The following is a 22246-nucleotide window of genomic DNA, read 5'->3' as shown; positions in this document are numbered from 1 at the left end:
CTCAGCCGGCCCGAAGTCCCCGGGCGGTGGCGAGGAGTTCGGCCGGAAGGCCCGGCCCCGCGCACGCGAGGTCGATCAGCAGGTCCCGGTACGCGGGGTTCGGCAGCAGCGGCGCGACCTCGATGAGCGTGCTCAGGTCGGCGGGCGCGCCCGTGTGCCGGGCGCGGTAGGCGGCGGCCGCCGCGCGCAGGGCGGGCTCGGCGGGCTCGTGCCGCAGCCCCTCGCCGGCCAGCCGGGCGGCCTCGGCGAAGTCCCCCTGCTCGGCGCGCACATCGGCCAGGTCGAGATGGAGCGACCAGTTGGCGGGGTCGAGGACGAGGGCCCGCTCGAACGCGGCGACCATCCGCTCGGTGTCCCCCGCCTTCCGCCAGGTGCCCGCCCGCACGACCTCGGTGAACATCACCCGCTCGACGGCGTCCGCCCGGTCGCACAGCTCCAGGGACGCCTCGACGAGACCGCAGGCCCGCAGCATGATCGCCATCCGGGCGAGCGCCTGCGCCGCGGGCCGGCCGGCGACGACGGCGTCGAAGGCGGCGCGCCAGGGCCGCACCCGCTCCCGCATGCCGTCGCTGTCCAGGTCGTGGCCGTGGTCCATGGTCCGCATCGCGGCCTCGGCCAGCGCGTCCGCGCTCACCGAGCCGAGGAAACGGTCGTCGCCGAACCAGGGAGCGTCGGCCCACGCGACGTCGGGCCGAGCCCCCGTGACCGAGCCCATCGCCAGCGCGGCGGTGTCCATGTCGCCCCGCAGGAAACTGACGTACGACAGCGCGAGGACCGCGGGCAGGGAGGTCCCCCCGTCGACGACTCCGGCGAGGTCGGCGGGCCGGTCCCGCCACAGGTCGGCGAGGACGGCGTAGGACTCGGGGTCCGAGGGCGCGGCGGCGATCGCGGCCGCCAGATGGCGTACGGCTTCGGCGGGGTCGCCCCCGCAGTGGGCCATCACCCGGGCGAGGCCCACGGAGGCTGAGGCTGACGTGTTCGGCACGCGCCGAGGATAGACCGCGGTCCCGCGGGCACCCTCAGGCCCCCAGCGCCGCCAACGCGCCGGCCGACGCCTCCTCGTAGCGCTCGATCAGCACCCGCGCCACCTCCGGCGCCGGTCCGAGGACGCCGGACAGGACGTCCGCCTCGGCCGCTCCCGCCGCGATGCGGTCCGGGAGGCGGCCCGGGGCCAGGACGTAGGGGGCGACGGCGACGCGGGCGCAGCCCAGGGCGCGCAGGGCGCGGACGGCGTCCTCGGTGCGGGGAAGGGATGCGGAGGCGAACGCAGGCCGCACGGCGCACCAACCGGTGTGCCGCCACTCCCGCGCGATGTCTGCGATCACTGCGATCGCCTCCGGGTCGGTGGAGCCCGCCGAGGCCAGGACGACCCCGGTCGTGGGCTTGTCGGCCGGCGTGAGACCGGCCTCGTACAGACGGCGGTCCAGGGCCGTCAGGAGGAGCGGGGACGGGCCGAGGACGTCCGCGCGGTGGACGCGCAGGGACGACGGGGCCTGACGGAGGACCGCCGGGATGTCGGCCTTCGCGTGGAACGCCCGGGTGAGGAGCAGCGGGAGGGCGACCACGTCGCGGACGCCCTCCGCCGCGAGGGACTCCAGGACACCGAGCGGGCCCGGCACGTTGAAGTCCAGGAACGAGGTCTCCACGCGCAGCCCCGGCCGCTGCGCCCGCGCCTCGCGGACCAGGGCGTGCACCGTCGCGGCGTGCCGCGGGTCGCGGCTGCCGTGGGCGATGACCAGGAGGACGGGGCGGGACACGGCGTGCTCAGCTCCGGACGAGAAGGCCGCGGCCGCGCAGGACGCGCCGCTCCAGCGGGCTGAAGATCAGCAGGTCGATGACGATGCCGACGATCAGGATGAGGAGGATGGCGAGGAAGACCATCGGCATGGAGCTGGCCGTGCGCCCGTTCTCCAGGAGCTGGCCGAGGCCCACGCCCAGGTCCGGCGAGTTCGCGATGATCTCGGCGGCCATCAGCGAACGCCACGAGAACGCCCAGCCCTGCTTCAGACCGGCCAGGTAGCCGGGCAGCGCCGCGGGGAGCACCACGTGCCACAGCCCGCGCACGCCGGTCGCGCCGAGCGTGCGGCCCGCCCGCAGGAACAGCGGCGGCACCTGGTCGACGCCGGAGACCAGACCGTTCGCGATCGACGGGACCGCGCCGAGCAGGATCACCGCGTACATCATCGAGTTGTCCAGGCCCAGCCAGAGCACGGCCGGCGGCACCCACGCCACCGACGGCAGCGACTGGAGGCCCGACAGGACCGGGCCGATCGCGGCGCGCACGAACTTCACGCGCGCCACGAGCAGCCCCAGCGGGGTGCCGATGAGCAGCGCGAAGAAGAAGCCGAGCAGGCCGCGCGAGACGCTCGTCCAGATGTAGCCGAGCAGTTCGCCCTTCAGCCACGCGGTCTGGACCTCGTCCCAGACCGCCGACGGCGGCGGCAGCTTCGTCGGGTCGTCGACCACGCCGAACGAGACCAGGCCCTGCCACAGCAGGATCACCAGCACGACCGCCGTGAGCGGCGGGAAGATCTTCTCGCGGAACGTCTTCGAGAACGGGGTGCGCCCGGACTGGACCGTCTCCAGTGCGTCCAGGCCCGCCTCCAGACCCGCGAGGTCGTCCTTCGCGGCGACCGCGTCGGCGGGCTCCACCGTGGCGGTGGCCGTCGGTTCAGTCCTTGCCATGGCGGCGGATCTCCCCACGCAGTTGTTCGGTGATCTCGACGGAGAGCTCGGCGACCTCGGGGTCCTCGATGCGCCGCGGCTGCGGGATGTCGACCGTCCACTCGCGGGCGATCCGGCCCGGCCGCGAGGACAGCAGCACCACGCGCTGCGCGAGCCGCACCGCCTCGCGCACGTTGTGCGTGACAAACAGGACCGAGAGGTGGGTCTCCTCCCAGATCCGGGTCAGCTCGCCGTGCAGCACGTCCCGGGTGATCGCGTCGAGCGCCGCGAACGGCTCGTCCATCAGGAGCAGCCGCGCGTCCTGCGCGAGCGCCCGCGCCAGCGCCACCCGCTGGCGCATGCCGCCGGACAGCTCGTGGACCCGCTTGCCGTACGCGCCCTGCAGCCGGACCAGCTCGAGCAGCTCCTCGGCGCGGTCGCGCCGTTCGTTCTTCGGCACGCCCCGCAGCTTCAGGGCGAGCTCGATGTTCTTGCCCGCGGTCAGCCACGGGAACAGGGCGTGCTCCTGGAACATCAGGGCGGGCCGCCCGTCCGTCGCGATGGAGCCGGCCGACGGGGCGTCGAGCCCCGCGACCAGGTTGAGCAGCGTCGACTTGCCGCAGCCCGAGGCACCCAGGAGGGTGACGAACTCGCCCGGAGCGACATCGAGGCTGATGTCGTCCAGGACGAGCTGCGGGCCGGCGGGTGTGGCGAAGGACTTCGAGACGTGCTCGATCCGGGTCGCCTTGCCGTCCGCCACCGCGGCGGAGTCGGCAGCCTTGGCGAGGATGGTCGCCATGGTCGTCACCTCCTGGGAACTGGGTTGGCTGGTGGGCTACTTGACGCCGAGACCGGCGTCGTCGACCTTGGTGCCGCCCTCGGCCGCGAGGACCTTGTTGAGCGGCTTCAGGTCGTAGATCCCGGACAGGTCGGGCTTCTCCAGCAGGCCGGCCTTCACCGCGTGCGCCGCCTCGGAGTCGAGCGTCGCGGCCAGCGGGTCGTCCGTGAACGCGATGGACTTCCACGCCGGGTCGAGGATCTCGGCGGGCAGCGCCTTGCCGGAGTCCTGCTCCAGCTGCTTGTTGGCCGCCGCCTTCGCCTCGTCCGGGTTCGCGGTGATCCACTTGTTCGTCTTCACGGAGCCGCGCAGCACCGCCTCGACGACGTCCGGGTGCTCCTTCAGGAACTTCTGCGACACGATGATGTTCGTGATCACGAACTTCTTGCCGGGCCACAGGTCGGCCTCGTCGAGGAGCACCTTGCCGCCCTCGGCGACCAGCTTCGAGGCGGTCGGCTCGGGGACCCACGCGCCGTCGACGGAGCCGGACTTGAAGGCGTCCGGGGTGATCTTGTTGTCCGTGCGGATCACGGACACGTCACCCTTGCCGGAGTTGGCGTCGACCTTCCAGCCCTGCTCGGCGGCCCAGTTCAGGAACGCGACGTCCTGGGTGTTGCCGAGCTGAGGCGTGGCGATCCGCTTGCCCTTGACGTCCTTCAGCGACTTGATCTTCTTCGGGTTCACGACCAGCTTCACGCCGCCGGACGCCGAACCGCCGATGATGCGCAGCGACTTGCCCTGCGATTTGGTGAAGCCGTTGATGGCGGGGGAGGGGCCGATCCAGCCGATGTCGATGGAGCCGGCGTTCAGCGCCTCGATCTCGGCCGGGCCCGCGTTGAAGGTCGCGTACTTCGCCTGCGTCCCCTTCAGCTCCTTCTGGAAGAGGCCCTGCTGGCGGCCGACGAGCGCGGTGCCGTGGGTCAGGTTCCCGAAGTAGCCGATCTTGACGGTGTCGGCGGACAGGGCCTTGCCCTTCGCGGCGACGTTCTCCTTGGCGCTGTCGGCCTCGGACCCGTAGCCGCAGGCCGTCGCGGTCAGCGCGAGCAGGGGCAGGACGGTCAGGGCGAGCAGCGAACGTCGCTTCGGGGAAGGGAAGTTGGCAGGCACGGGAGGGTTTCCTCTCGTTGGCCCGGCGGTCACACCGTCAGGGTGCGGCCGGGAGGTCGGCAGGTCTTCGATGTCGTCGAAGGGCGTGGGTGCGGGGGGTGAGGGCGCGCATGCGGTGCGCGTACGTCAGCACGCACATCGCGCGACCCCGCCCTGTCCGCTGCCGAGGGCGCCGCTGCCGACGCGGCCGCCCTCCTTGGCGAACGTCCCGTAGTAGTCGATGAGGGCCATGGCGGTCAGAAGTCCCAGCCCTCGTCGTCCGCGACCGGGAGCTCCTTCTCCGCGGCGAACGCCTCGCCGGCCATACCGGCCGCGAGCGTGGTGCCGTCGGAGGGGTCGATCAGCAGGAACGAGCCGGTGCGGCGCGAGGCCGCGTACGAGTCGAGGGCGATCGGCTCGGCGATGCGGACCTTGACCCGGCCGATGTCGTTGGCGACGAGCTGCCCGGGCTCCGGGTGCTGGGAGAGGTCGTCGAGGGTGAGCCGCGACGGGATCTCCTTGACGATCGCCTTGACCGTGCGGGTGGTGTGCTTGAGCAGCACGCGCTGGCCCACGGTCAGCGGGGTGTCGGCCACGTGGCACACGGTCGCCTCGACGTCCTGCGAGGTGGCCGGGGCGTCGTGGCTCGGCACGATCAGGTCGCCGCGCGAGATGTCGATGTCGTCCTCCAGGAGGAGGGTGACGGACTGCGGGGTCCACGCCACGTCGACGGCCTTGCCCAGCAGGTCGATCCCCGCGATCTTCGACGTGCGGCCCGAGGGCAGCACGGTCACGGACTCGCCGACGCGGAAGGTGCCCGCGGCGATCTGGCCCGCGTAGCCGCGGTAGTCGGGGTGCTCGGCGGTCTGCGGCCGGATCACGTACTGCACGGGCAGCCGGGCGTGGCAGCTCGTCAGGTCGTGGCTGACCGGCACCGTCTCCAGGTGCTCCAGGACGGTGGGGCCGCCGTACCAGTCCATGTTGGCGGACGGCTCCACGACGTTGTCACCGGCGAGCGCCGAGATCGGGATCGCGGTGATCTCCGGGACGCCCAGGTCGGAGGCGTACGCGGTGAACTCCTCGGCGATCTTCGCGAAGACGGACTCCTCGTAGTCGACGAGGTCCATCTTGTTGACCGCGAGCACCACGTGCGGGACGCGCAGGAGCGCGGCCACGGCGGCGTGCCGGCGGGTCTGCTCGATGACGCCGTTGCGGGCGTCGACGAGGACGACGGCGAGGTCGGCGGTGGAGGCGCCGGTCACCATGTTCCGCGTGTACTGCACGTGGCCCGGGGTGTCCGCCAGGATGAAGCGGCGGCGCGGGGTCGCGAAGTAGCGGTAGGCGACGTCGATGGTGATGCCCTGCTCGCGCTCGGCCCGCAGGCCGTCGGTGAGCAGCGCGAGGTCCGGCTCGGCGGCGCCGCGCGAACGCGACGCGTGCTCGACGGCCTCCAGCTGGTCGGCGAGGACCGACTTGGAGTCGTGCAGCAGCCTGCCGACCAGCGTGGACTTGCCGTCGTCGACGGAGCCCGCGGTCGCGAAACGCAGCAGGGTGGTGGCCGAAAGACCGGCCAGCTCCTCGGCAGTGGTGGTGCTCATGTCTAGAAGTACCCTTCGCGCTTGCGGTCTTCCATCGCGGCCTCGGACAGCTTGTCGTCGGCGCGGGTCGCGCCCCGCTCGGTGAGCCGGGAGGCGGCGATCTCGGCGATGACCTTCTCGATCGTCGTCGCGTCGGAGTCGACGGCGCCGGTGCAGGACATGTCGCCGACGGTGCGGTAGCGGACCAGCCGCGTCTCGACCGTCTCGTCGTCCTTCGGGCCGCCCCACTCGCCGGCGGTCAGCCACATGCCGGAACGCTTGAACACCGGGCGCTCGTGCGCGTAGTAGATCTGCGGGAGCTCGATGTTCTCGCGGGCGATGTACTGCCACACGTCCAGCTCGGTCCAGTTGGACAGCGGGAAGACGCGGACGTGCTCGCCGGGCGCGTGGCGGCCGTTGTACAGCTGCCACAGCTCGGGGCGCTGACGGCGCGGGTCCCACTGGGAGAACTCGTCGCGCAGCGAGAACACCCGCTCCTTGGCGCGGGCCTTCTCCTCGTCGCGGCGGCCGCCGCCGAAGACCGCGTCGAACTTCTCCTGCTGGATCTTCTCGGTCAGCGGGACCGTCTGCAGGGGGTTGCGGACCCCGTCCGGGCGCTCCTTGAGGACGCCGCGGTCGATGTAGTCCTGCACCGAGGCGACGTGCAGGCGCAGCCCGTGCTCGGCGACGACCCGGTCGCGGTAGTCGATGACCTCGGAGAAGTTGTGGCCCGTGTCCACGTGCAGCAGCGAGAAGGGGATCGCCGCGGGGGCGAACGCCTTCAGCGCCAGGTGCAGCATGACGATCGAGTCCTTGCCGCCGGAGAAGAGGATCACCGGCCGCTCGAACTCGCCCGCGACCTCGCGGAAGATGTGCACCGCCTCGGACTCGAGCGCGTCGAGGTGGGTGAGCGCGTAGGGGCTGTCCGTCTCCTCGGAGACGTTCGAAGCTACGGTCGTCATGCGGCGAGACCCCTCTCGGTGAGCAGCGCGCGGAGCGCTGCCGCGGACTCCTGCACGGTCTGGTTCTGCGACTCGATGCGCAGGTCGGGCGACTCGGGCACCTCGTAGGGGTCGTCGACCCCGGTGAGGCCCTTCAGTTCACCGGCGGCCTGCTTGGCGTACAGGCCCTTCACATCGCGCACGGAGCACACGTCGAGCGGTGTGGCCACGTGCACCTCCAGGTAGGCGGTGCCGGCGCCCTGGTGGCGCTTGCGGACGGCCTCGCGGCTGTCCGCGTACGGGGCGATGACCGGGACGAGCGTCAGCACGCCGTTGCGGGCGAGGAGTTCGGCCAGGAAGCCGATGCGCTGCACGTTGGTGTGCCGGTCCTCGCGGCTGAAGCCGAGGCCCGCCGAGAGGAACTCACGGATCTCGTCGCCGTCGAGCACCTCGACGGTGCGGCCCTCGGCGCGCAGCGTCGCGGCCAGTTCGTTGGCGATCGTGGTCTTGCCGGCACTCGGCAGACCCGTGAGCCAGATGGTGGCTCCGGTCACTTGCTTCTCCAAAGTCTCTGGTGCCGTCGTCATCAGCCGTGCAGTCCGCACTCGGTCTTGGCCCGGCCCGCCCAGCGGCCGGCGCGGGCGTCCTCGCCCTCCAGGAGGCGGCGGGTGCACGGGGCGCAGCCCACGGATCCGTAGCCGTCCGTCAGGAGCGGGTTGGTGAGCACGCCGTGCTCGGCGACGTACGCGTCGACGTCGTCCTGGGTCCAGCGGGCGATGGGGGAGACCTTCACCTTGCGGCGCTTCTCGTCCCAGCCGACGACCGGGGTGTTCGCCCGGGTCGGGGACTCGTCGCGGCGCAGTCCCGTGGCCCACGCCGTGTAGCCGGCGAGGCCCTCCTGGAGGGGCCGCACCTTGCGCATCGCGCAGCACAGGTCGGGGTCGCGGTCGTGCAGCTTCGGGCCGAACTCGGCGTCCTGCTCGGCGACCGTCTGCCGCGGGGTGAGCGTGATGACGTTGACGTCCATCACGGCCTCCACGGCGTCGCGGGTGCCGATGGTCTCCTCGAAGTGGTAGCCGGTGTCGAGGAAGACGACGTCGACGCCGGGCATCGCCCGCGAGGCCAGGTGCGCGACGACCGCGTCCTCCATGGACGAGGTCACGCAGAACGTGTTCCCGAAGGTCTCCGTCGCCCACTGGAGGATCTCCAGGGCCGAGGCGTCCTCCAGGTCGCGCCCGGCCTGTTCGGCGAGCGCCTTCAACTCGTCCGTGTCCGAGGTGATGTGAGCTGTCGTCATATCTTTTCGCCTCCACCGTCGGTGCGCCGAAGTCCCTGGGCGAGCAGCCCGAGGAACTTCAGCTGGAAGGCCCGGTTGCACGCCCCGCACTGCCAGGCGCCGTGACCCGCCTCGTTCGGACGCAGGTCCTCGTCGCCGCAGTACGGGCAGAAGAAGGGCGCGGCACGCTCGCTCATGACAGGGCCTCCGCACTCGCGCGGGCCGCCCAGGTCGCGAAGCGTTCGCCGTCCTCGCGCTCCGCCTGGAAGTTCTTGAGCACCCGCTCGATGTAGTCGGGCAGCTCGGCCGAGGTGACCTTCAGGCCGCGCACCTTGCGGCCGAAGCCGGCCTCCAGGCCGAGCGCGCCGCCGAGGTGCACCTGGTAGCCCTCGACCTGCTCGCCGTTGTCGTCCAGGACCAGCTGGCCCTTGAGACCGATGTCCGCGACCTGGATGCGGGCGCAGGCGTTCGGGCAGCCGTTGAGGTTGATGGTGAGCGGCTCGTCGAACTCGGGCAGGCGGCGCTCCAGTTCGTCGATGAGCTGCGCGCCGCGGCCCTTCGTCTCGACGATCGCCAGCTTGCAGAACTCGATGCCGGTGCAGGCCATCGTGCCGCGCCGGAACGGCGACGGCTTGACCTGGAAGTCCAGCGCCTCGAGGCCCGCGACGAGCGAGTCGACCTGGTCCTCGGCGACGTCGAGGACGATCATCTTCTGCTCGACGGTGGTGCGCAGGCGGTCCGAGCCGTGCGCGCCGGCCAGCTCGGCGATCTTGGTGAGCGTGGCGCCGTCCACCCGGCCGACGCGCGGGGCGAACCCGACGTAGAAGCGGCCGTCCTTCTGCCGGTGGACACCGATGTGGTCGCGCCACTTCTGCGAGGGCTCGGCGGGCGCCGGGCCGTCGATCAGCTTGCGCTCCAGGTACTCGTCCTCCAGGACCTGGCGGAACTTCTCCGGGCCCCAGTCGGCCATCAGGAACTTCAGACGGGCGCGGTTGCGCAGGCGCCGGTAGCCGTAGTCGCGGAAGATGCCGACCACGCCGGCCCAGACGTCGGCGACCTCGTCCAGCGGCACCCAGGTGCCCAGACGCTCCGCGAGCCGGGGGTTGGTGGACAGACCGCCGCCGACCCACAGGTCGAAGCCGGGCCCGTGCTCGGGGTGCTCCACGCCGACGAAGGCCACGTCGTTGATCTCGTGGACCACGTCCTGGACGGGGGAACCGGAGATCGCGGTCTTGAACTTGCGCGGCAGGTTGGAGAATTCCTTGTTGCCGATGTAGCGGTCGTGGATCTCGTCCACGGCGGGCGTGCCGTCGATGATCTCGTCGTCGGCGATGCCGGCCACCGGGGAGCCGATGATCACGCGGGGGCAGTCGCCGCACGCCTCGGTCGTGGACAGGCCCACGGCCTCCAGCTTCTCCCAGATCGCGGGCACGTCCTCGATCCGGATCCAGTGCAGCTGGATGTTCTGCCGGTCGGTGATGTCGGCGGTGCCGCGCGCGTACTGCTCGGAGATCTCGCCGATGACGCGCAGCTGCGCCACGGTGAGCCGGCCGCCGTCCACGCGCACGCGCAGCATGAAGTAGCGGTCGTCCAGCTCCTCCGGCTCCAGGACGGCCGTCTTGCCGCCGTCGATGCCGGGCTTGCGCTGGGTGTACAGGCCCCACCAGCGCATGCGTCCGCGCAGGTCGTTGGGGTCGATCGAGTCGAAACCGCGCTTGGAGTAGATCGTCTCAATGCGTGTCCGCACATTGAGACCGTCGTCGTCCTTCTTGAACTGCTCGTTGCCGTTGAGCGGCGTGTGGTGGCCCACGGCCCACTGGCCCTCGCCGCGGTGACGGCTCACCTTGCGGCGGGGCGCGGCGGTAGCGGGCTTTTCGGGGGTGGCAGCCATGGGTGTACGTCCTTCAAGAAAGGCTGAGGGCGGCTCTGAGCAGCACACTTCGCGCTGCGGCGCGGCGGTGCGCAGGGGGTGACGGGTGAAGCGGGAGACGCGGCGGTGCTGTGCGGTCAGCGCGCCGGACAGATGGCGCTGGACATGCGGCCGAAGTCGACGTGGCGTCGACTCACCAAGGCGGTTCCAGCTGTAGACATGACGGAAGCGTGTCATGGGACTTTGGACCTGGTCCACCATCGTCCAAAATATGGACGAGAATGTCTCGCATTGTGGAAGATGGTGGCGCCGGTCACATCACGGGCAGGCGAAAGCTCACCTTATGCCCGGATCGCGCTCGGGTGGGGGCGGCTCAGACCGCCGGGAAGGCGCCGGGCCACGGGCCGGGCGTCACGACCTGCGGCTCCTCGGCCGTCTCGGTCCGGAAGAGGCGGAAGCCGCGCTTCTCGTAGTTCGCCATCGCGTGCTCGCCGTCGAGGCTGCACGTGTGCAGCCACACCCGCTTGGTCGGCGTCCGCTCGGGCCATCGCTCGGCCAGGTCCCAGGCCCGCGCGATCCCGTACGAGAGCAGGTGCCCGCCGATCCGGCGGCCGCGGAAGGCCGGGATCAGGCCGAAGTAGACGATCTCCACGGCGCCGTCGTCCTGCGCGTCCAGCTCCACGTACCCGGCCGGCGTGCCCCGGTCGTACGCGACCCAGGTCTCCGCGCCGGGACGCGCGAGCTGCTCCTCCCACTGTGCGTACGTCCAGCCGAGGCGGTCGATCCACTTGATGTCGCCGCCCACGGAGGCGTACAGGAAGCGGCTGAACTCGGGGGAGGGGACCTCCGCGCGCACGATCCGCAGGGTGTCCCCCGCGGGCGGGGCGGAGGGGCGCAGATCGGCGGGGGAGGTCTGTTCGAGCGACCAGGTGGTGACGGTGGTGGTGCTGCTGTTCATGTCACTCATCGGATCATGTCGGACAGACTCTGGCCAAGGGTGTTCAGGATGCGGGAGGATCCGCGACGCGCAGCAAGTCACCTCCCACGTCCCACCCCATCCGGAGGATGTTCGATGTCCCACCGCACACCCCGCGGTCTGCTCGCCGCGGCCACCCTCACCGTGGCCTTCTCCACGCTCGCCGCTCCCGCCCTCGCCGCGCCCGCGGCGCCCCAGGGCCGCATCTTCATGGTCAATCCCGTCCAGTCCTCCGGTGACCAGGCCCTGACGGACGGCAAGGACGCCGCGTCCGCGATCCCGGAGGCCGCCTACGCCTCCGCGGCCCTGCGCAACCTGGACTCCAGCGGCGGCCTCACCGGCAAATGGGCCTACGTCAGATCGGACACGGGCGCCTCCGCGAAGGTCGCCGACGCGGGCACCTACACCCGGCACGACGACCAGTTCGAGCAGGTCATGGCCTACTTCTGGGTCAACGAGGCGCAGGAGTACCTGCAGTCGCTCGGCTTCGGCAGCGAACTGCGCGGCGCCAACGACCGCGCCCAGCCCGTCCGCATCAACCAGTGGGGCGCGGACAACTCCTTCTTCACCGACAAGAAGGCCGAGATCCGCTTCGGCAAGGGCGGCGTCGACGACGCCGAGGACGCCGAGGTGATCGTCCACGAGTACGGCCACGCCGTGCACAACGCCCAGGTCCCCGGCTTCGGCACCTCCGAGGAGGCGGGCTCGATCGGCGAGGCGTTCGGCGACTACCTCGCCGTCGCCGTCGGCGACCACGCCGACGCGAAGTACGGCTGGCCGCGCAAGGCGGACCTCGCCTGCGTCGCCGACTGGGACTCCACCTCGTACACCTCCTCCGCCCCGCACTGCCTGCGCCGCGTCGACACCGACAAGACGTACGCGGACAAGGTCGGCGAGGTGCACGCGGACGGCGAGATCTGGTCGCGGGCCCTGTTCGACATCCGCGGCGCCCTGGGCGCCCGCACGGCCGACCGGATCATCGTGAACGCCCAGTTCGACTTCGCCCCCGACACGAGCTTCTCGGCGGCCGCTCAGGCGACGATCGCGACGGCGGAGAAGATGTACGGCGCGAAGGCGGCGTCGACGGTCCGCGCGGCGTTCGCCGCCCGCGGCATCCCGGGCGTCTGATCCCCGGCAGCCACCCCTGAGGTCCGCCCTTTGGACATCTGTCCAAGGGGCGGACCTGTCTGTCCCGGCCGGCCCGGCGGCTCGCTCGCCCGGATGTCCACGCACCGGGTGCGTTTGTCCATGTTCACCGGTGGGCGCAGCCGACACCCTGTGGCGCATGAGACGGATCACGACCGCAGCGCTCGCCGCGGCGGGCTGCGTGGCGGCGGCGCTGGGGACCGCGCCCGCCGCCGGCGCCGCCCCGCACGACGCCCCCCGCGTCCACCATGTCGACTGCCAGGCCCCCGGCGGGCTGCCCGAGACCGGTACCGCGAAGACGCCCTGGCGAAGTCTGGCCGCCGTCAACGGGCAGCGGCTGCGGCCCGGCGACTCGGTGGTGCTCAAGCGCGGCACCCGGTGCGCCGGCACCCTCGCGCCGGCCGGCGCCGGGCGCGCCGGCGCCCCCGTACGGATCGGCGCCTACGGCGACCCGGCCGCCGCCAAGCCCGTCGTCGACGGCAACGGAGCCGTCGACGCCGTGCTGCTGCGCAACACCGAGTGGATCGAACTGTCCGACCTCGACATCACCAACGCGGCGAACCCCGGCACCAAGCGCCGCGGCGTCCGCGTCCTGCTCGACGACTACGGCACCGGCACCCACTACCGGATCACGAACCTCACGATCCACGACGTGCTCGGCGACGACACCAAGGACGCCAACGGCTCCGAGGGCATCCTGTTCGCCGCCACCGGCACCCGCGTGCCCAGCCGCTTCGACGACGTCCGCGTCGAGAACAACCGCCTCGACCACATCGACCGCGGCGGCATCCGCGTCTCCTCCACCTGGAGCCAGCGCCCCGGCATCAGCGACTACAAGCCCGGCGGACCGGCCTGGACCCCCTCCACCCGGGTCGTGGTGCGCGGCAACACGCTCTCTGACCTCGGTGGCGACGGCATCGTCATGACCGTCACCGACGGCGCCCTCGTCGAGCACAACACCCTGCGCGGCTTCCAGCGCCGCTCGGCCGGCTACAACGCGGGCATGTGGCCGTACAACGCGGACGGCACCGTCTTCCAGTACAACGACACCTCGGGCGGCGAGACCACCCGCGACGGCATGGCGTACGACGTGGACGAAGGCACGAACGGCACCGTCTTCCAGTACAACTACAGCCACGACAACGCGGGCGGCTTCTTCCTCGTCTGCACCGCCGACGGCGCCCTCTCCGACGCCGTCATCCGCTTCAACGTCAGCCAGAACGACCACTTCCGCGGCATCGAGACCTGCCGCGGCACGTTCTCCGACGTCCGCTTCCTGCACAACACGATCTACATGGGCGACGGCGTCAGCCAGACCGTCGTCAACGAGAACACCACCAACCGGCACGAGATCGCCTTCGTCGACAACGTCGTGCAGAAGGCGGGCGCCGGCACCGCGAACTTCAATCTGCGTTCCGGCGGCGTCACCCTGTCGCACAACGCGCTGTACGGCGTCGGCTCCGTCCCCGACAACCCGGGCGGCACCGGCGCCGACCCGCAGCTCACCGCGCCCGGCACCGCCACCGGTCTCGCCGACGCGGCCGCCGCCTACACCCCGCGGCCCGGCTCGCCCGTCATCGGCGCCGGAGTCCCGCACCCCGACGCGGGCCCCCGCGACTTCGCCGGGAACCCCGTCGCCGCCCAGGGGCCCGTCTCCGTCGGCGCCCTGAACGCCGGCTGAGTCACCGTCCCACCGGCCGGTCCGGCCGCCGGATGGCGTCCCACGGAACGAGGTTCCAGGGGCTCTTCCGGTCGGCCGGATCGAGCAGCGCCGTCACGTGCGCGTCCGCGACGCTCTGGGGCGCCGGCAGCGATTGCGGCGAGGACGCCCGGCCGCTCAGGTCCTCGCGCCAGATCCGCCGCCCGAGCAGATAGTCCTCCGCGTACTCCTGCCACGAGTCGTACGTGCGGGCGAGCTGCGGCACCACGTTCCTCAGCAGGTTCCACGCGTCGGCCTCGTCCAGCAGCCCGCAGCCGAAGCCGCGCCGCGTGATGTCCGTGTACAGGGCGATGTCCCAGGCCAGCGGCTCCACGCCGTACCGCGCACGGGCCGACGCCCGGTACCCGGAGCGGGCGAGCCCACCGAGCCGCCCGAGCAGTTCCTCGCGGGTCGCGATCTCCCACTGCCCGGCCAGCCAGAGCCGGGCCTTGTCGTCGTCGATCCGGGTGAACGGGTACAGCGTCGTACGGGACGCGTCCCGGTCCCGGCTCACCGGAGCGCTCAGCGACACCATCCACAACTGGTGGGCGCCGAGCGGCGTGCGGTACCTGCGTTCCGTCCTGGGCCTGAGTCTGAACCGAAGCATGGGCGCGGAGGGTACTACCCGTCGAACCCGCCCCGCGCCGCGACCACCGCGGGAGCCGTCGAGTGCGGCAGCAGATCCCGCGGGTCGGCCGGCATCACCACCTCGACCTCCGCGTCCTCGGGGAACCGGTAGGGGCGGTGCTCCAGCAGACAGCCCAGATAGCGGCGGACCCGGGACAGTTCGGCCCGCACCGTCACCGTGCGGGCCGGATCGCCGAACAGGTCCTCGGCCAGGCCCGCCGCCGTGCGCCCCTCCCGGCGCAACGCCAGCAGATACAGCAACTCGGCGTGCCGCGGACTCAGTTCGTGCGTCCACGAGCCAGCCGCGCCCCACACCCGTACCGACCAGTGCCGCGGCCGGCTGACGTCGAGCACGATCCGGGCGGCGGTCTGCGGCTCCGCCGTCCGCCGCGGCCGGACCAGCCAGCCGCCCGCCAGCGGCGCCAGCGTGCACGGCCCGAGCGAGGGGATCCAGCACGGGCCCTCCGCGGGCGACCGGGGCAGCGCCACCCGGTCCGGCAGCGGCATCCCCGTCACCGCCGCCGTCCACCCGTGCGCGTCGACCACGAGCGCCCGGCCGCCGATCCGGGCGAGCACCGGCGCCGCGACCGCCCGCAGCCGCTCCAGACCGTTCACATGCCGCTCGCGCAGCCGCGCCTCCGCGAGCTGCGCCACCGCGTGCACCCACGACAGCGTCCCCGGATGCATCGTCTCCAGCGGGCCGCTCACGTCCACCACACCCAGCAACCGCCCGTCGCGCGGATCGGTCATCGGCGCGCCCGTGCACGTCCACGGATGGTGCGAACGCACGAAGTGCTCGGCGGAGAACACCTGCACCGGGCGCCGGGTGACCAGCGGCGTGCCCACCCCGTTCGTCCCGACCACGTCCTCCGCCCAGTGCGCGCCCACCTCGAAACCGAGCCGGTCGCCCATCCGCAGCACCGTCGGATGCCCCTCGCGCCACAGGATCCGGCCGTCCGCGTCGCTCACCACCATGATGTGCTGCGCCGCCTCCGCGACCGTGACCAGCGCCTCCCGCAGCACGGGCAGCACCGGCAGCAGCGGCGAGGTCTGCCGGCGCTCCTCCACCTCGTCGACGCCGAGCAGCCCGCGCCGCACGTCGTGGTCCGGGTCGACGCCGCCGCGCAGCATCCGCCCCCAGGACTCACGGATCACCGGGCGCGGCCTGACCCGCGGCCGGTTCCCCGACAGCGTCGCGTCCCGCACCCCCTTGAGCATCCGCGCCGCCAGCGCCGCGTCCATCGCGGACAGCCGCGTCAGGTCGATCGTCGACTCCTGGTCCATGCCTGATTCCTACGTGTACGGAGAGATGTGCGGGCCCTTGGGGGGAGGCACGCCCATCGTGCACCTCCGGGACGTACGGGGAGGCGACTTCCGAAGGAACGTTGCAACCCCCTGCAACCCTGGCGAACAACCGTACGGCGTTTGAAACTGGCACGGACGGACGGGGATGGTGCCGTGTCGGCGCAGCACCATCCCCGCACCCGTGCCCCGCGACCGGGCCGTCCCCGGTCACTCCATGGGCCGCGCCCGCTCCACGATCCCGGCGAGATCCGCGCCGTGCGGCAGCGTTCCGAACGCCGCGCCCCCGTCCCCGCCGAGCCGCGCCGCGCAGAACGCGTCCGCCACCTCGTCCGGCGCGCACCGCACGAGCAGCGAACCCTGCAGCACCAGCGCGATCCGCTCCACGAGCCGCCGCGCGCGAGCCTCCACCCCGTCCAGGTCGCCGAGTTCGGTCAGCAGGCCCCGCACCGCCGCGTCGAGCCGGTGGTCGGCGCCCCGGCTCCGGCCCAGCTCGATCAGGAACGCGTCCAGCGCGCCCGGTTCGGTCCGCAGCGCCCGCAGCACGTCCAGCGCCTGCACATTGCCCGAGCCCTCCCAGACCGAGTTGAGCGGCGACTCGCGCAGCAGCCGGGGCAGCCCCGACTCCTCCACGTACCCGTTGCCGCCGAGGCACTCGAGGGCCTCGGCCACCAGCGGAGCACACCGCTTCGTCACCCAGTACTTCGCGGCGGGCACCGCGATCCGCAGCAGCGCCCGCTCCCGCTCGTCGCCCGCCTCCGCCCGGTCGAGCGCCGCCGCGAGCCGCAGCACCAGCGTCGTCGCCGCCTCCGACTCCAGCGCCAGATCGGCCAGCACGTTGCGCATCAGCGGCTGTTCGGCCAGCGGCGCGCCGAACGCCGTGCGATGGGTGCAGTGGTGGATGGCCTGCGCCACCGCCTGCCGCATCAGGGCCGCCGAGCCGAGCGCGCAGTCCAGCCGGCTCGCCGCCACCGTCCCCATGACCGTCGCCAGGCCCCGCCCCTCGTCGCCGACCCGCAGCGCCCACGTCCCGTCGAACTCCACCTCGGCCGTCGCGTTCGAGCGGTTGCCCAGCTTGTCCTTGAGGCGTTGCAGCGCGAACGGATTGCGGGTGCCGTCGTCCAGGACCCGAGGCACCAGGAAACAGGTCAGCCCGTCCGCGGCCCGCCCGAGCACCAGGAACCCGTCCGACATCGGCGCGCTGCAGAACCACTTGTGCCCCGTCAGCCGGTACGCCCCGTCCTCGCCGGCCACCGGCTCCGCCCGCGTCGTCACCGCCCGCAGATCGCTGCCGCCCTGCTTCTCCGTCAGGGCCGTGCCGAGCAGCGCGCCCGCCTTGTCCCCCGCGGGCCGCAGCCCCGACTCGTAGACCGCCGAGGCCAGCCGCGGCTCCCACACCGCCGCCAGGTCCGGCTCGGCGCGCAGCGCGGGCACCGCCGCGTACGTCATCGACAGCGGGCACAGATGACCCGCCTCCGCCTGCGACCACACCAGGAACGCGGCGGCGCGCCGCAGATGGCCGTCCGGCCGGCCCCAGGCGGAGGTGAGCCCGGCGCCGACGCCCTTGCCGAGCAGCCGGTGCCAGGCCGGAGCGAACTCGACCTCGTCGATCCGGTGCCCGTAGCGGTCGTGGGTGCGCAGCACCGGCGGACGCTCGTTCGCCAGCCGGGCCCACTCCTGGACCTGCGCGCTGCCCGCCGCGCGGCCCAGCTCGGTCAGCTCCCGGCGCGCGGCCTCCACGTGTTCCGGGTCCAGATGCCGGTCCAGTCCCTCCACCAGGGCGAGGTCGGTGCCGAAGACGTCGTACGCCGTCAGCGGCGGGGGCTGGTTGGTCACCGTGTGCGTGCTCGCTGCCATGCCCGCGAACCTACCGCCGGGGCGGGCGCGGCCCCGGGCACCGGGGGAGCGGGGCACTGCCGCGCGCCGGATAACGTTAGGGCGTGCAGCCAGCAAGTGAATCGCCCCAGCGGCCGTCCGGCCGTCTCCACCGGGCCCGAGCTCTCTACCGGAACGTGTCGAAGCGGAGGACCGCCTGGCTGCTGCTCAAGGACACCGTCAACTCGTGCATGGAGTACCGCATCCTGGGCCTCGCGGCCGAGGCGGCGTTCTTCACCCTGCTGTCGGTGCCGCCGCTGCTGCTCTCCCTCGTCGGCCTGCTCGCCTACGTCGACACCTGGACCGGCGCCGACACCATCGCCGGCGTCCGCGACAACATCCTGGAGGCGTCCCGCACCGTCCTGACGGACGAGGGCGTCAAGGAGATCGCAGAACCGATTCTCGACGACGTCATCAAGGGCGGCCGCCCCGACGTCATCTCCATCGGCTTCCTCATCTCCCTGTGGTCGGGCTCCCGCGCCGTCTCCACCTTCGTCGACACCGTCACCGTGATGTACGGGCTCGACGGGGTGCGCGGCATCGTGAAGACCCGGCTGCTCGCCTTCCTGCTCTTCCTCGTCGGGCTCGTCGTCGGCTCCATCGCGCTGCCGCTCATGATCGCGGGACCGGACGCGGTGATCGCGCTGGTGCCCTGGTCCGAGACCGTCGTCCAGGTCCTGTACTGGCCGGTCGTCCTGGTCCTGTCCGTCGCCTTCCTGACGACGCTCTACCACGTGTCCGTGCCCGTGCGCTCGCCGTGGATCGAGGACGTGCCCGGCGCCCTGGTGGCCCTCGCGATGTGGATCCCCGGCAGCTTCCTGCTCCGCCTCTACATCACCAACACCATCGAGGGCCCCACGATCTACGGCTCCCTCGCCGCGCCCGTCGCCGTGCTCCTGTGGATCGGCGTCTCCGCGTTCGCCGTGCTCGTCGGCGCCGCGGTCAACGCTGCGATCGACCGGGTCTGGCCGTCCGTCGCCACGGCCGCCGCGCGCGAGGCGAACGAGCGTCACCGCGAGGCCGTCGCCGCCGAGTACATCGCCTGGGCCGCGCACCGCAACGATGAGCACGACCCCGACGACCCCGACATGCCCTCCGAGTTCCCCGAACGCTGGTCCAAGTTCCTGCCCCCGGAGGACGTGACGTCCCGCCTGCGCACCCACACCCGGCGCGAACACCCCCACCCCGACGACACCTCCCAGAACCACGACACCCCGCGCGACCACGACACGGACTAGGGGCTGTCGGGGCTGTCCGGCGACTCGGACCGGGTGTCCGGACCGGGTGTCCGGTCCGCTCAGGCCCGCTTCCACGTGCCGGCGGCCGCCGCCCGCGCCGCGAACTCCGCGAAGCGGCGCGGGGCCCGCCCGAGCACCCGCTCCACATCGCCGCTCAGCGCCGCGTTGCGCCCGTCCAGCAGCGTCTCGAACAGCTCCACCAGGAAGCCCACCTCCTCCTCCGGCACCCCGAACCCGCGCAGCGCGTCCCCGTAGGCCGCCGCGGGCACGCCCACGTAGGTCTTCTCCGTGCCCGTCGCCGCCGCGACCGCCGCCAGGGCCTCGCCCCACGTCAGCAGCTCGGGCCCGGTCAGATCCAGCGCCCGGCCCGCCCACCGTCCGGCCGGGTCCCGCAGCACCGTCACCGCCACGTCCGCGATGTCCAGCACGTCGAGGAACGGCTCGCGCAGCTCCCGCGGCGCCGCGAACACCAGCTCGGGGCCGCCGACCTGCTCGGCGAGCGGGCCCTCGCCGAAGTTCTGGTGGAACCACGCGCAGCGCAGCACCGTCGCCCTCCCGCCCGCCGCGAGGAAGGCCTCCTCCGCCGGCCGCGCCTGGTCCTCGCCGCGCGCCGACAGCAGCACCAGCCGGGACACCCCGAGCTCCACCGCCCGGCGCGCCAGCGCCCCCACGGCGGGCGCGGCGTCCGGCGCCCCGATGTCCGACGGGAACGCCAGATACGCCCCGTCCGCGCCGTCCAGCGCCGCGTCCCACGTCGCCGGGTCCGCCCAGTCGAAGCGCACCGCGCCCGACCGCGAGGCCGCCCGCACTTCCAGGCCGGCGGCCCGCGCCGCCTCGGCCACCCGGCCACCCGTCCGACCGGTCGCCCCGGTCACCAGTACCGTCCGCATCTCGTTCTCGTTCGCTGTCATGCCTCCACTCAACTGCGGCCCGGGACGCGGAAACATCGGTGAGCCGCTCACGCCCATACGCGTCCGTCTACGCTCGGGGCCATGGACGTACTCGCAGGTCTTCTGGAGGGGCCACGGGCGCGCGGGGCCTTCATGATCCGGGCCTGCTTCGAGCCGCCGTGGTCGGTACGGATCGCCGACGAGGCACCCCTCACCGTGATGATCATGGTCGAGGGCGACGCCTGGATCCTGCCCGGCGGCGACGGCGCGCCCTGCCGCGTCCGCCCCGGGGACATCGCGATCGCCCGCGGCCCCGACCCCTACGTCTGCTGCGACGACCCCGCGACCGCGCCCCGCGCCGAGATCGGCCCCGGCCAGGAGTGCCGGCCGCTCGGCCCCGCCCACGCGGGCCGCTACAAGCCGCTCGGCGTGCGCGAGTGGGGCGAGTCCCCGGACGGCCCCGCGAAGATGCTGATCGGCACCTACCAGATGCGCGGCGAGCTCAGCGGGCGGCTGCTCGACGCGCTGCCGCCGCTGCTCGTCCTGCCCACCGAGGTGTGGCAGTGCCCGCTCACCCCGCTCGTCGCCGACGAGATCACCCGCGACGAACCCGGCCAGGACGTCGTCCTCGACCGGCTCCTCGACCTGCTGCTCATCTCCTCGCTGCGCGCCTGGTTCTCCCGCCCCGAGGCCGACGCCCCGGCCTGGTACCGGGCGCTCGGCGACCCCGTCGTCGGCCCCGCGCTGCGGCTCGTCCAGGACGACCCCGCGCACCCCTGGACCGTCGCCGCGCTCGCCGAGAAGGCCGGGGTCTCGCGGGCCGCGCTCGCCCGCCGCTTCACGGAACTCGTGGGCGAGCCCCCGATGACGTACCTGACCGGCTGGCGGCTCGCGCTCGCCGCCGACCGGCTGCGCGACAGCGGGCTGACCATCGCCGCGATCGCCCGCCAGGTCGGCTACGGCAGCGCGTTCGCCCTGTCCAGCGCGTTCAAGCGGGAGTACGGGGTCAGCCCGCAGGAGTACCGGGGATGAGCGGGCCGTACCGGGAGCGGGCCTGTTCCGTGCCCGGCGCCGTCCTGTGGACCCGCACGACGGGCGCCGCCCCCGAAACCGGGGCATCCGTGCTGCCCGACGGCTGCATGGACCTCATCTGGAGCGAGGGCCGGCTCTTCGTCGCCGGACCCGACACCCGCGCGCACGCCGCCGGGCCCGGTGCGCGGCGCCTCTACGCCGGCGTCCGCTTCGCCCCCGGCACCGCGCCCGCGTATCTCCGCGTCCCCGCGCACGAACTGCGCGACCGGCGCGTCGACCTCGCCGACCTGTGGCCCGCCGCCGAGGCCCGGCGCATCACCGAGCGGATCGACGCGGCCGCCGACCCGGGCGCGGCGCTCGCCGCCGAGGCCGCCCGGATCGCGGGCGCCGTCGGACCACCGGACCCGCTGCTCGCCCACGTCGTCGAGGCCCTCGGCGCGGGGCGCACCGTCGCGGGTACGGCCGCGGCGACGGGGCTCGGCGCGCGGGCGCTGCACCGCCGCTCCCTCGCCGCGTTCGGCTACGGCCCCAAGACGCTGGCCCGCGTCCTGCGGCTGCAACGGGCCCTCGCGCTCACCCGCGCGGGCGTTCCCCTCGCCGAGACGGCGGCCCGCGCCGGTTACACCGACCAGGCCCATCTGACCCGCGACGTGAAGACGCTGACGGGCCGCACCCCGGCCGGGTTCCAGGCGGGTTCTCAGACGACGGGTTCTCAGACGGGAATCCAGGCGGGATGTCAGGCGGGGCCTCACAACCACGCGAACAGATCGACCTGATTCCCGTCCGGGTCGTGTACGACCGCGTACCGCTGCCCCCAGTCGGCGTCCCACGGCTCCGCCTCGCCGTGGTGCCCGGCCCCGGTCAGCTCCGCGTACTTCGCGTCGACCCCGGCCGCGCCGCCCGCACACAGGAAGGCCAGCCCCACGCGTCCCCGCCCGAGGTCCTTCGCGCCGTCCACGGGGTCGAACATCAGCCGGACGCCGCCCGGCAGTTCGGCCTCGACGTGCGGCAGCCGCTCGGCGCCCTCGGGGAACGTCAGGCCGAGCCGGCGGTAGAAGGCGAGTGCGGCGGGCAGGTCGGAGGTGGCGACGCCGATGGCGTCCAGACGCACGGAGTTCTCGTTGCTCATGCGGCCACCGTAGGCACGGCGTACGGCACAGGTCTTGTACGGATCGGACGCGGCCGGCGCCGCGCTGGCTAGGGTCCCGG

The 22246-nt window shown here is 72.9% G+C and carries 22 protein-coding genes; 5 read left to right on the top strand and 17 right to left on the bottom strand.

Features of this window, described 5'->3' with window-relative positions:
• Window position 1 precedes the first annotated feature (1 nt).
• The 12 genes from IAG42_RS07750 to IAG42_RS07690 all read right to left on the bottom strand — a co-directional run bounded on the left by IAG42_RS07750 (window position 2) and on the right by IAG42_RS07690 (window position 11210).
• Window positions 2-985, bottom strand: coding sequence for a tetratricopeptide repeat protein (locus IAG42_RS07750; protein WP_223205895.1), 984 nt, complete (start codon window positions 983-985; stop codon window positions 2-4).
• A 34-nt stretch (window positions 986-1019) separates the two neighbouring features.
• Window positions 1020-1757, bottom strand: a complete 738-nt coding sequence (locus tag IAG42_RS07745) for a sirohydrochlorin chelatase (RefSeq protein ID WP_188336290.1) — start codon at window positions 1755-1757, stop codon at window positions 1020-1022.
• Window positions 1758-1764: 7 nt separating this feature from the next.
• The gene (locus IAG42_RS07740; RefSeq protein ID WP_188336289.1) at window positions 1765-2685 is read right to left on the bottom strand and encodes an ABC transporter permease; all 921 of its coding nucleotides are present in this window, start codon (window positions 2683-2685) and stop codon (window positions 1765-1767) included.
• Window positions 2672-3463 carry an ABC transporter ATP-binding protein gene (locus IAG42_RS07735; RefSeq protein ID WP_188336288.1) on the bottom strand — a complete coding sequence of 264 codons (792 nt, stop codon included), beginning with the start codon at window positions 3461-3463 and terminating at the stop codon, window positions 2672-2674. The genes IAG42_RS07740 and IAG42_RS07735 overlap by 14 nt, the downstream gene beginning before the upstream one ends.
• Before the next feature lie 36 nt (window positions 3464-3499).
• Window positions 3500-4609: an aliphatic sulfonate ABC transporter substrate-binding protein gene (locus IAG42_RS07730; protein WP_188336287.1), complete on the bottom strand. Its 1110-nt coding sequence runs from the start codon at window positions 4607-4609 to the stop codon at window positions 3500-3502.
• A 236-nt stretch (window positions 4610-4845) separates the two neighbouring features.
• A complete protein-coding gene (locus IAG42_RS07720) occupies window positions 4846-6186 on the bottom strand; it encodes a sulfate adenylyltransferase subunit 1 (protein ID WP_188336285.1) in 1341 nt (446 codons plus the stop codon).
• A 2-nt stretch (window positions 6187-6188) separates the two neighbouring features.
• A complete protein-coding gene (gene cysD, locus IAG42_RS07715; RefSeq protein ID WP_188336284.1) occupies window positions 6189-7127 on the bottom strand; it encodes a sulfate adenylyltransferase subunit CysD in 939 nt (312 codons plus the stop codon).
• Window positions 7124-7693, bottom strand: coding sequence for an adenylyl-sulfate kinase (gene cysC / locus IAG42_RS07710; RefSeq protein WP_188336283.1), 570 nt, complete (start codon window positions 7691-7693; stop codon window positions 7124-7126). The genes cysD and cysC overlap by 4 nt, the downstream gene beginning before the upstream one ends.
• Window positions 7693-8403, bottom strand: coding sequence for a phosphoadenylyl-sulfate reductase (locus IAG42_RS07705; RefSeq protein ID WP_188336282.1), 711 nt, complete (start codon window positions 8401-8403; stop codon window positions 7693-7695). The genes cysC and IAG42_RS07705 overlap by 1 nt, the downstream gene beginning before the upstream one ends.
• Window positions 8400-8579: a hypothetical protein gene (locus tag IAG42_RS07700; protein ID WP_188336281.1), complete on the bottom strand. Its 180-nt coding sequence runs from the start codon at window positions 8577-8579 to the stop codon at window positions 8400-8402. The genes IAG42_RS07705 and IAG42_RS07700 overlap by 4 nt, the downstream gene beginning before the upstream one ends.
• On the bottom strand, window positions 8576-10273 hold the full coding sequence (locus tag IAG42_RS07695; RefSeq protein ID WP_188336280.1) for a nitrite/sulfite reductase: 1698 nt from the start codon (window positions 10271-10273) through the stop codon (window positions 8576-8578). Before IAG42_RS07695 ends, IAG42_RS07700 begins: the two co-directional genes overlap by 4 nt.
• Window positions 10274-10625: 352 nt before the next feature.
• Window positions 10626-11210 carry a GNAT family N-acetyltransferase gene (locus IAG42_RS07690; RefSeq protein ID WP_188336279.1) on the bottom strand — a complete coding sequence of 195 codons (585 nt, stop codon included), beginning with the start codon at window positions 11208-11210 and terminating at the stop codon, window positions 10626-10628.
• A gap of 114 nt (window positions 11211-11324) precedes the next feature.
• Here IAG42_RS07690 and IAG42_RS07685 point away from each other — a divergent pair, with 114 nt between their 5' ends.
• Together IAG42_RS07685 and IAG42_RS07680 are read left to right on the top strand one after the other, a co-directional pair.
• Complete coding sequence (locus tag IAG42_RS07685; RefSeq protein ID WP_188336278.1) at window positions 11325-12356, top strand: M4 family metallopeptidase; 1032 nt, start codon at window positions 11325-11327, stop codon at window positions 12354-12356.
• Window positions 12357-12513: 157 nt separating this feature from the next.
• Complete coding sequence (locus IAG42_RS07680) at window positions 12514-14055, top strand: right-handed parallel beta-helix repeat-containing protein (RefSeq protein WP_188336277.1); 1542 nt, start codon at window positions 12514-12516, stop codon at window positions 14053-14055.
• A 1-nt stretch (window position 14056) separates the two neighbouring features.
• Here the strand turns inward: IAG42_RS07680 and IAG42_RS07675 are convergent, their stop codons facing one another.
• The 3 genes from IAG42_RS07675 to IAG42_RS07665 all read right to left on the bottom strand — a co-directional run bounded on the left by IAG42_RS07675 (window position 14057) and on the right by IAG42_RS07665 (window position 17859).
• Window positions 14057-14680, bottom strand: coding sequence for a DUF1266 domain-containing protein (locus IAG42_RS07675; protein WP_223205894.1), 624 nt, complete (start codon window positions 14678-14680; stop codon window positions 14057-14059).
• 14 nt (window positions 14681-14694) lie between these two features.
• On the bottom strand, window positions 14695-15984 hold the full coding sequence (locus tag IAG42_RS07670; RefSeq protein WP_188336276.1) for a GAF domain-containing protein: 1290 nt from the start codon (window positions 15982-15984) through the stop codon (window positions 14695-14697).
• A 228-nt stretch (window positions 15985-16212) separates the two neighbouring features.
• The gene (locus tag IAG42_RS07665; RefSeq protein WP_188336275.1) at window positions 16213-17859 is read right to left on the bottom strand and encodes an acyl-CoA dehydrogenase family protein; all 1647 of its coding nucleotides are present in this window, start codon (window positions 17857-17859) and stop codon (window positions 16213-16215) included.
• Window positions 17860-17942: 83 nt separating this feature from the next.
• On the opposite strand from IAG42_RS07665, the gene IAG42_RS07660 reads away from it, so the two are divergent.
• Complete coding sequence (locus IAG42_RS07660; RefSeq protein WP_188336274.1) at window positions 17943-19115, top strand: YihY/virulence factor BrkB family protein; 1173 nt, start codon at window positions 17943-17945, stop codon at window positions 19113-19115.
• A 59-nt stretch (window positions 19116-19174) separates the two neighbouring features.
• Here IAG42_RS07660 and IAG42_RS07655 read toward each other — a convergent pair whose 3' ends face one another.
• Window positions 19175-20026, bottom strand: a complete 852-nt coding sequence (locus IAG42_RS07655; RefSeq protein WP_188336273.1) for an NmrA family NAD(P)-binding protein — start codon at window positions 20024-20026, stop codon at window positions 19175-19177.
• 81 nt (window positions 20027-20107) lie between these two features.
• On the opposite strand from IAG42_RS07655, the gene IAG42_RS07650 reads away from it, so the two are divergent.
• Window positions 20108-21037: an AraC family transcriptional regulator gene (locus IAG42_RS07650; protein ID WP_188336272.1), complete on the top strand. Its 930-nt coding sequence runs from the start codon at window positions 20108-20110 to the stop codon at window positions 21035-21037.
• Entirely contained in the window at window positions 21034-21813 is a 780-nt protein-coding gene (locus IAG42_RS07645) for a helix-turn-helix domain-containing protein (protein WP_188336271.1), read from the top strand. Before IAG42_RS07650 ends, IAG42_RS07645 begins: the two co-directional genes overlap by 4 nt.
• Here IAG42_RS07645 and IAG42_RS07640 read toward each other — a convergent pair.
• Window positions 21786-22166 carry a VOC family protein gene (locus IAG42_RS07640; RefSeq protein WP_188336270.1) on the bottom strand — a complete coding sequence of 127 codons (381 nt, stop codon included), beginning with the start codon at window positions 22164-22166 and terminating at the stop codon, window positions 21786-21788. The two genes, IAG42_RS07645 and IAG42_RS07640, sit on opposite strands and share 28 nt — an antisense overlap.
• Window positions 22167-22246: the final 80 nt, after the last annotated feature.

Origin of the sequence: Streptomyces xanthii, assembly GCF_014621695.1 — a bacterium.
GTDB classification, from domain to species: domain Bacteria; phylum Actinomycetota; class Actinomycetes; order Streptomycetales; family Streptomycetaceae; genus Streptomyces; species Streptomyces xanthii.
The sequence above is the reverse complement of the archived record's forward strand: the minus strand, read 5'-3'. Positions and strand labels throughout refer to the sequence as shown.

Excerpts from the sequence above, each read along its gene's own strand:
- IAG42_RS07680 (WP_188336277.1), top strand. The coding sequence starts at position 12,514 with ATGAGACGGATCACGACCGCAGCGCTCGCCGCGGCGGGCTGCGTGGCG.
- IAG42_RS07720 (WP_188336285.1), bottom strand. The coding sequence starts at position 6,186 with ATGAGCACCACCACTGCCGAGGAGCTGGCCGGTCTTTCGGCCACCACC.
- IAG42_RS07685 (WP_188336278.1), top strand. The coding sequence starts at position 11,325 with ATGTCCCACCGCACACCCCGCGGTCTGCTCGCCGCGGCCACCCTCACC.
- IAG42_RS07740 (WP_188336289.1), bottom strand. The coding sequence starts at position 2,685 with ATGGCAAGGACTGAACCGACGGCCACCGCCACGGTGGAGCCCGCCGAC.
- IAG42_RS07655 (WP_188336273.1), bottom strand. The coding sequence starts at position 20,026 with ATGACAGCGAACGAGAACGAGATGCGGACGGTACTGGTGACCGGGGCG.
- IAG42_RS07690 (WP_188336279.1), bottom strand. The coding sequence starts at position 11,210 with ATGAACAGCAGCACCACCACCGTCACCACCTGGTCGCTCGAACAGACC.
- IAG42_RS07735 (WP_188336288.1), bottom strand. The coding sequence starts at position 3,463 with ATGGCGACCATCCTCGCCAAGGCTGCCGACTCCGCCGCGGTGGCGGAC.
- IAG42_RS07645 (WP_188336271.1), top strand. The coding sequence starts at position 21,034 with ATGAGCGGGCCGTACCGGGAGCGGGCCTGTTCCGTGCCCGGCGCCGTC.
- IAG42_RS07705 (WP_188336282.1), bottom strand. The coding sequence starts at position 8,403 with ATGACGACAGCTCACATCACCTCGGACACGGACGAGTTGAAGGCGCTC.
- IAG42_RS07700 (WP_188336281.1), bottom strand. The coding sequence starts at position 8,579 with ATGAGCGAGCGTGCCGCGCCCTTCTTCTGCCCGTACTGCGGCGACGAG.
- IAG42_RS07665 (WP_188336275.1), bottom strand. The coding sequence starts at position 17,859 with ATGGCAGCGAGCACGCACACGGTGACCAACCAGCCCCCGCCGCTGACG.
- IAG42_RS07640 (WP_188336270.1), bottom strand. The coding sequence starts at position 22,166 with ATGAGCAACGAGAACTCCGTGCGTCTGGACGCCATCGGCGTCGCCACC.
- IAG42_RS07670 (WP_188336276.1), bottom strand. The coding sequence starts at position 15,984 with ATGGACCAGGAGTCGACGATCGACCTGACGCGGCTGTCCGCGATGGAC.
- IAG42_RS07695 (WP_188336280.1), bottom strand. The coding sequence starts at position 10,273 with ATGGCTGCCACCCCCGAAAAGCCCGCTACCGCCGCGCCCCGCCGCAAG.
- cysD (WP_188336284.1), bottom strand. The coding sequence starts at position 7,127 with ATGACGACCGTAGCTTCGAACGTCTCCGAGGAGACGGACAGCCCCTAC.
- IAG42_RS07675 (WP_223205894.1), bottom strand. The coding sequence starts at position 14,680 with ATGCTTCGGTTCAGACTCAGGCCCAGGACGGAACGCAGGTACCGCACG.
- cysC (WP_188336283.1), bottom strand. The coding sequence starts at position 7,693 with ATGACGACGGCACCAGAGACTTTGGAGAAGCAAGTGACCGGAGCCACC.
- IAG42_RS07650 (WP_188336272.1), top strand. The coding sequence starts at position 20,108 with ATGGACGTACTCGCAGGTCTTCTGGAGGGGCCACGGGCGCGCGGGGCC.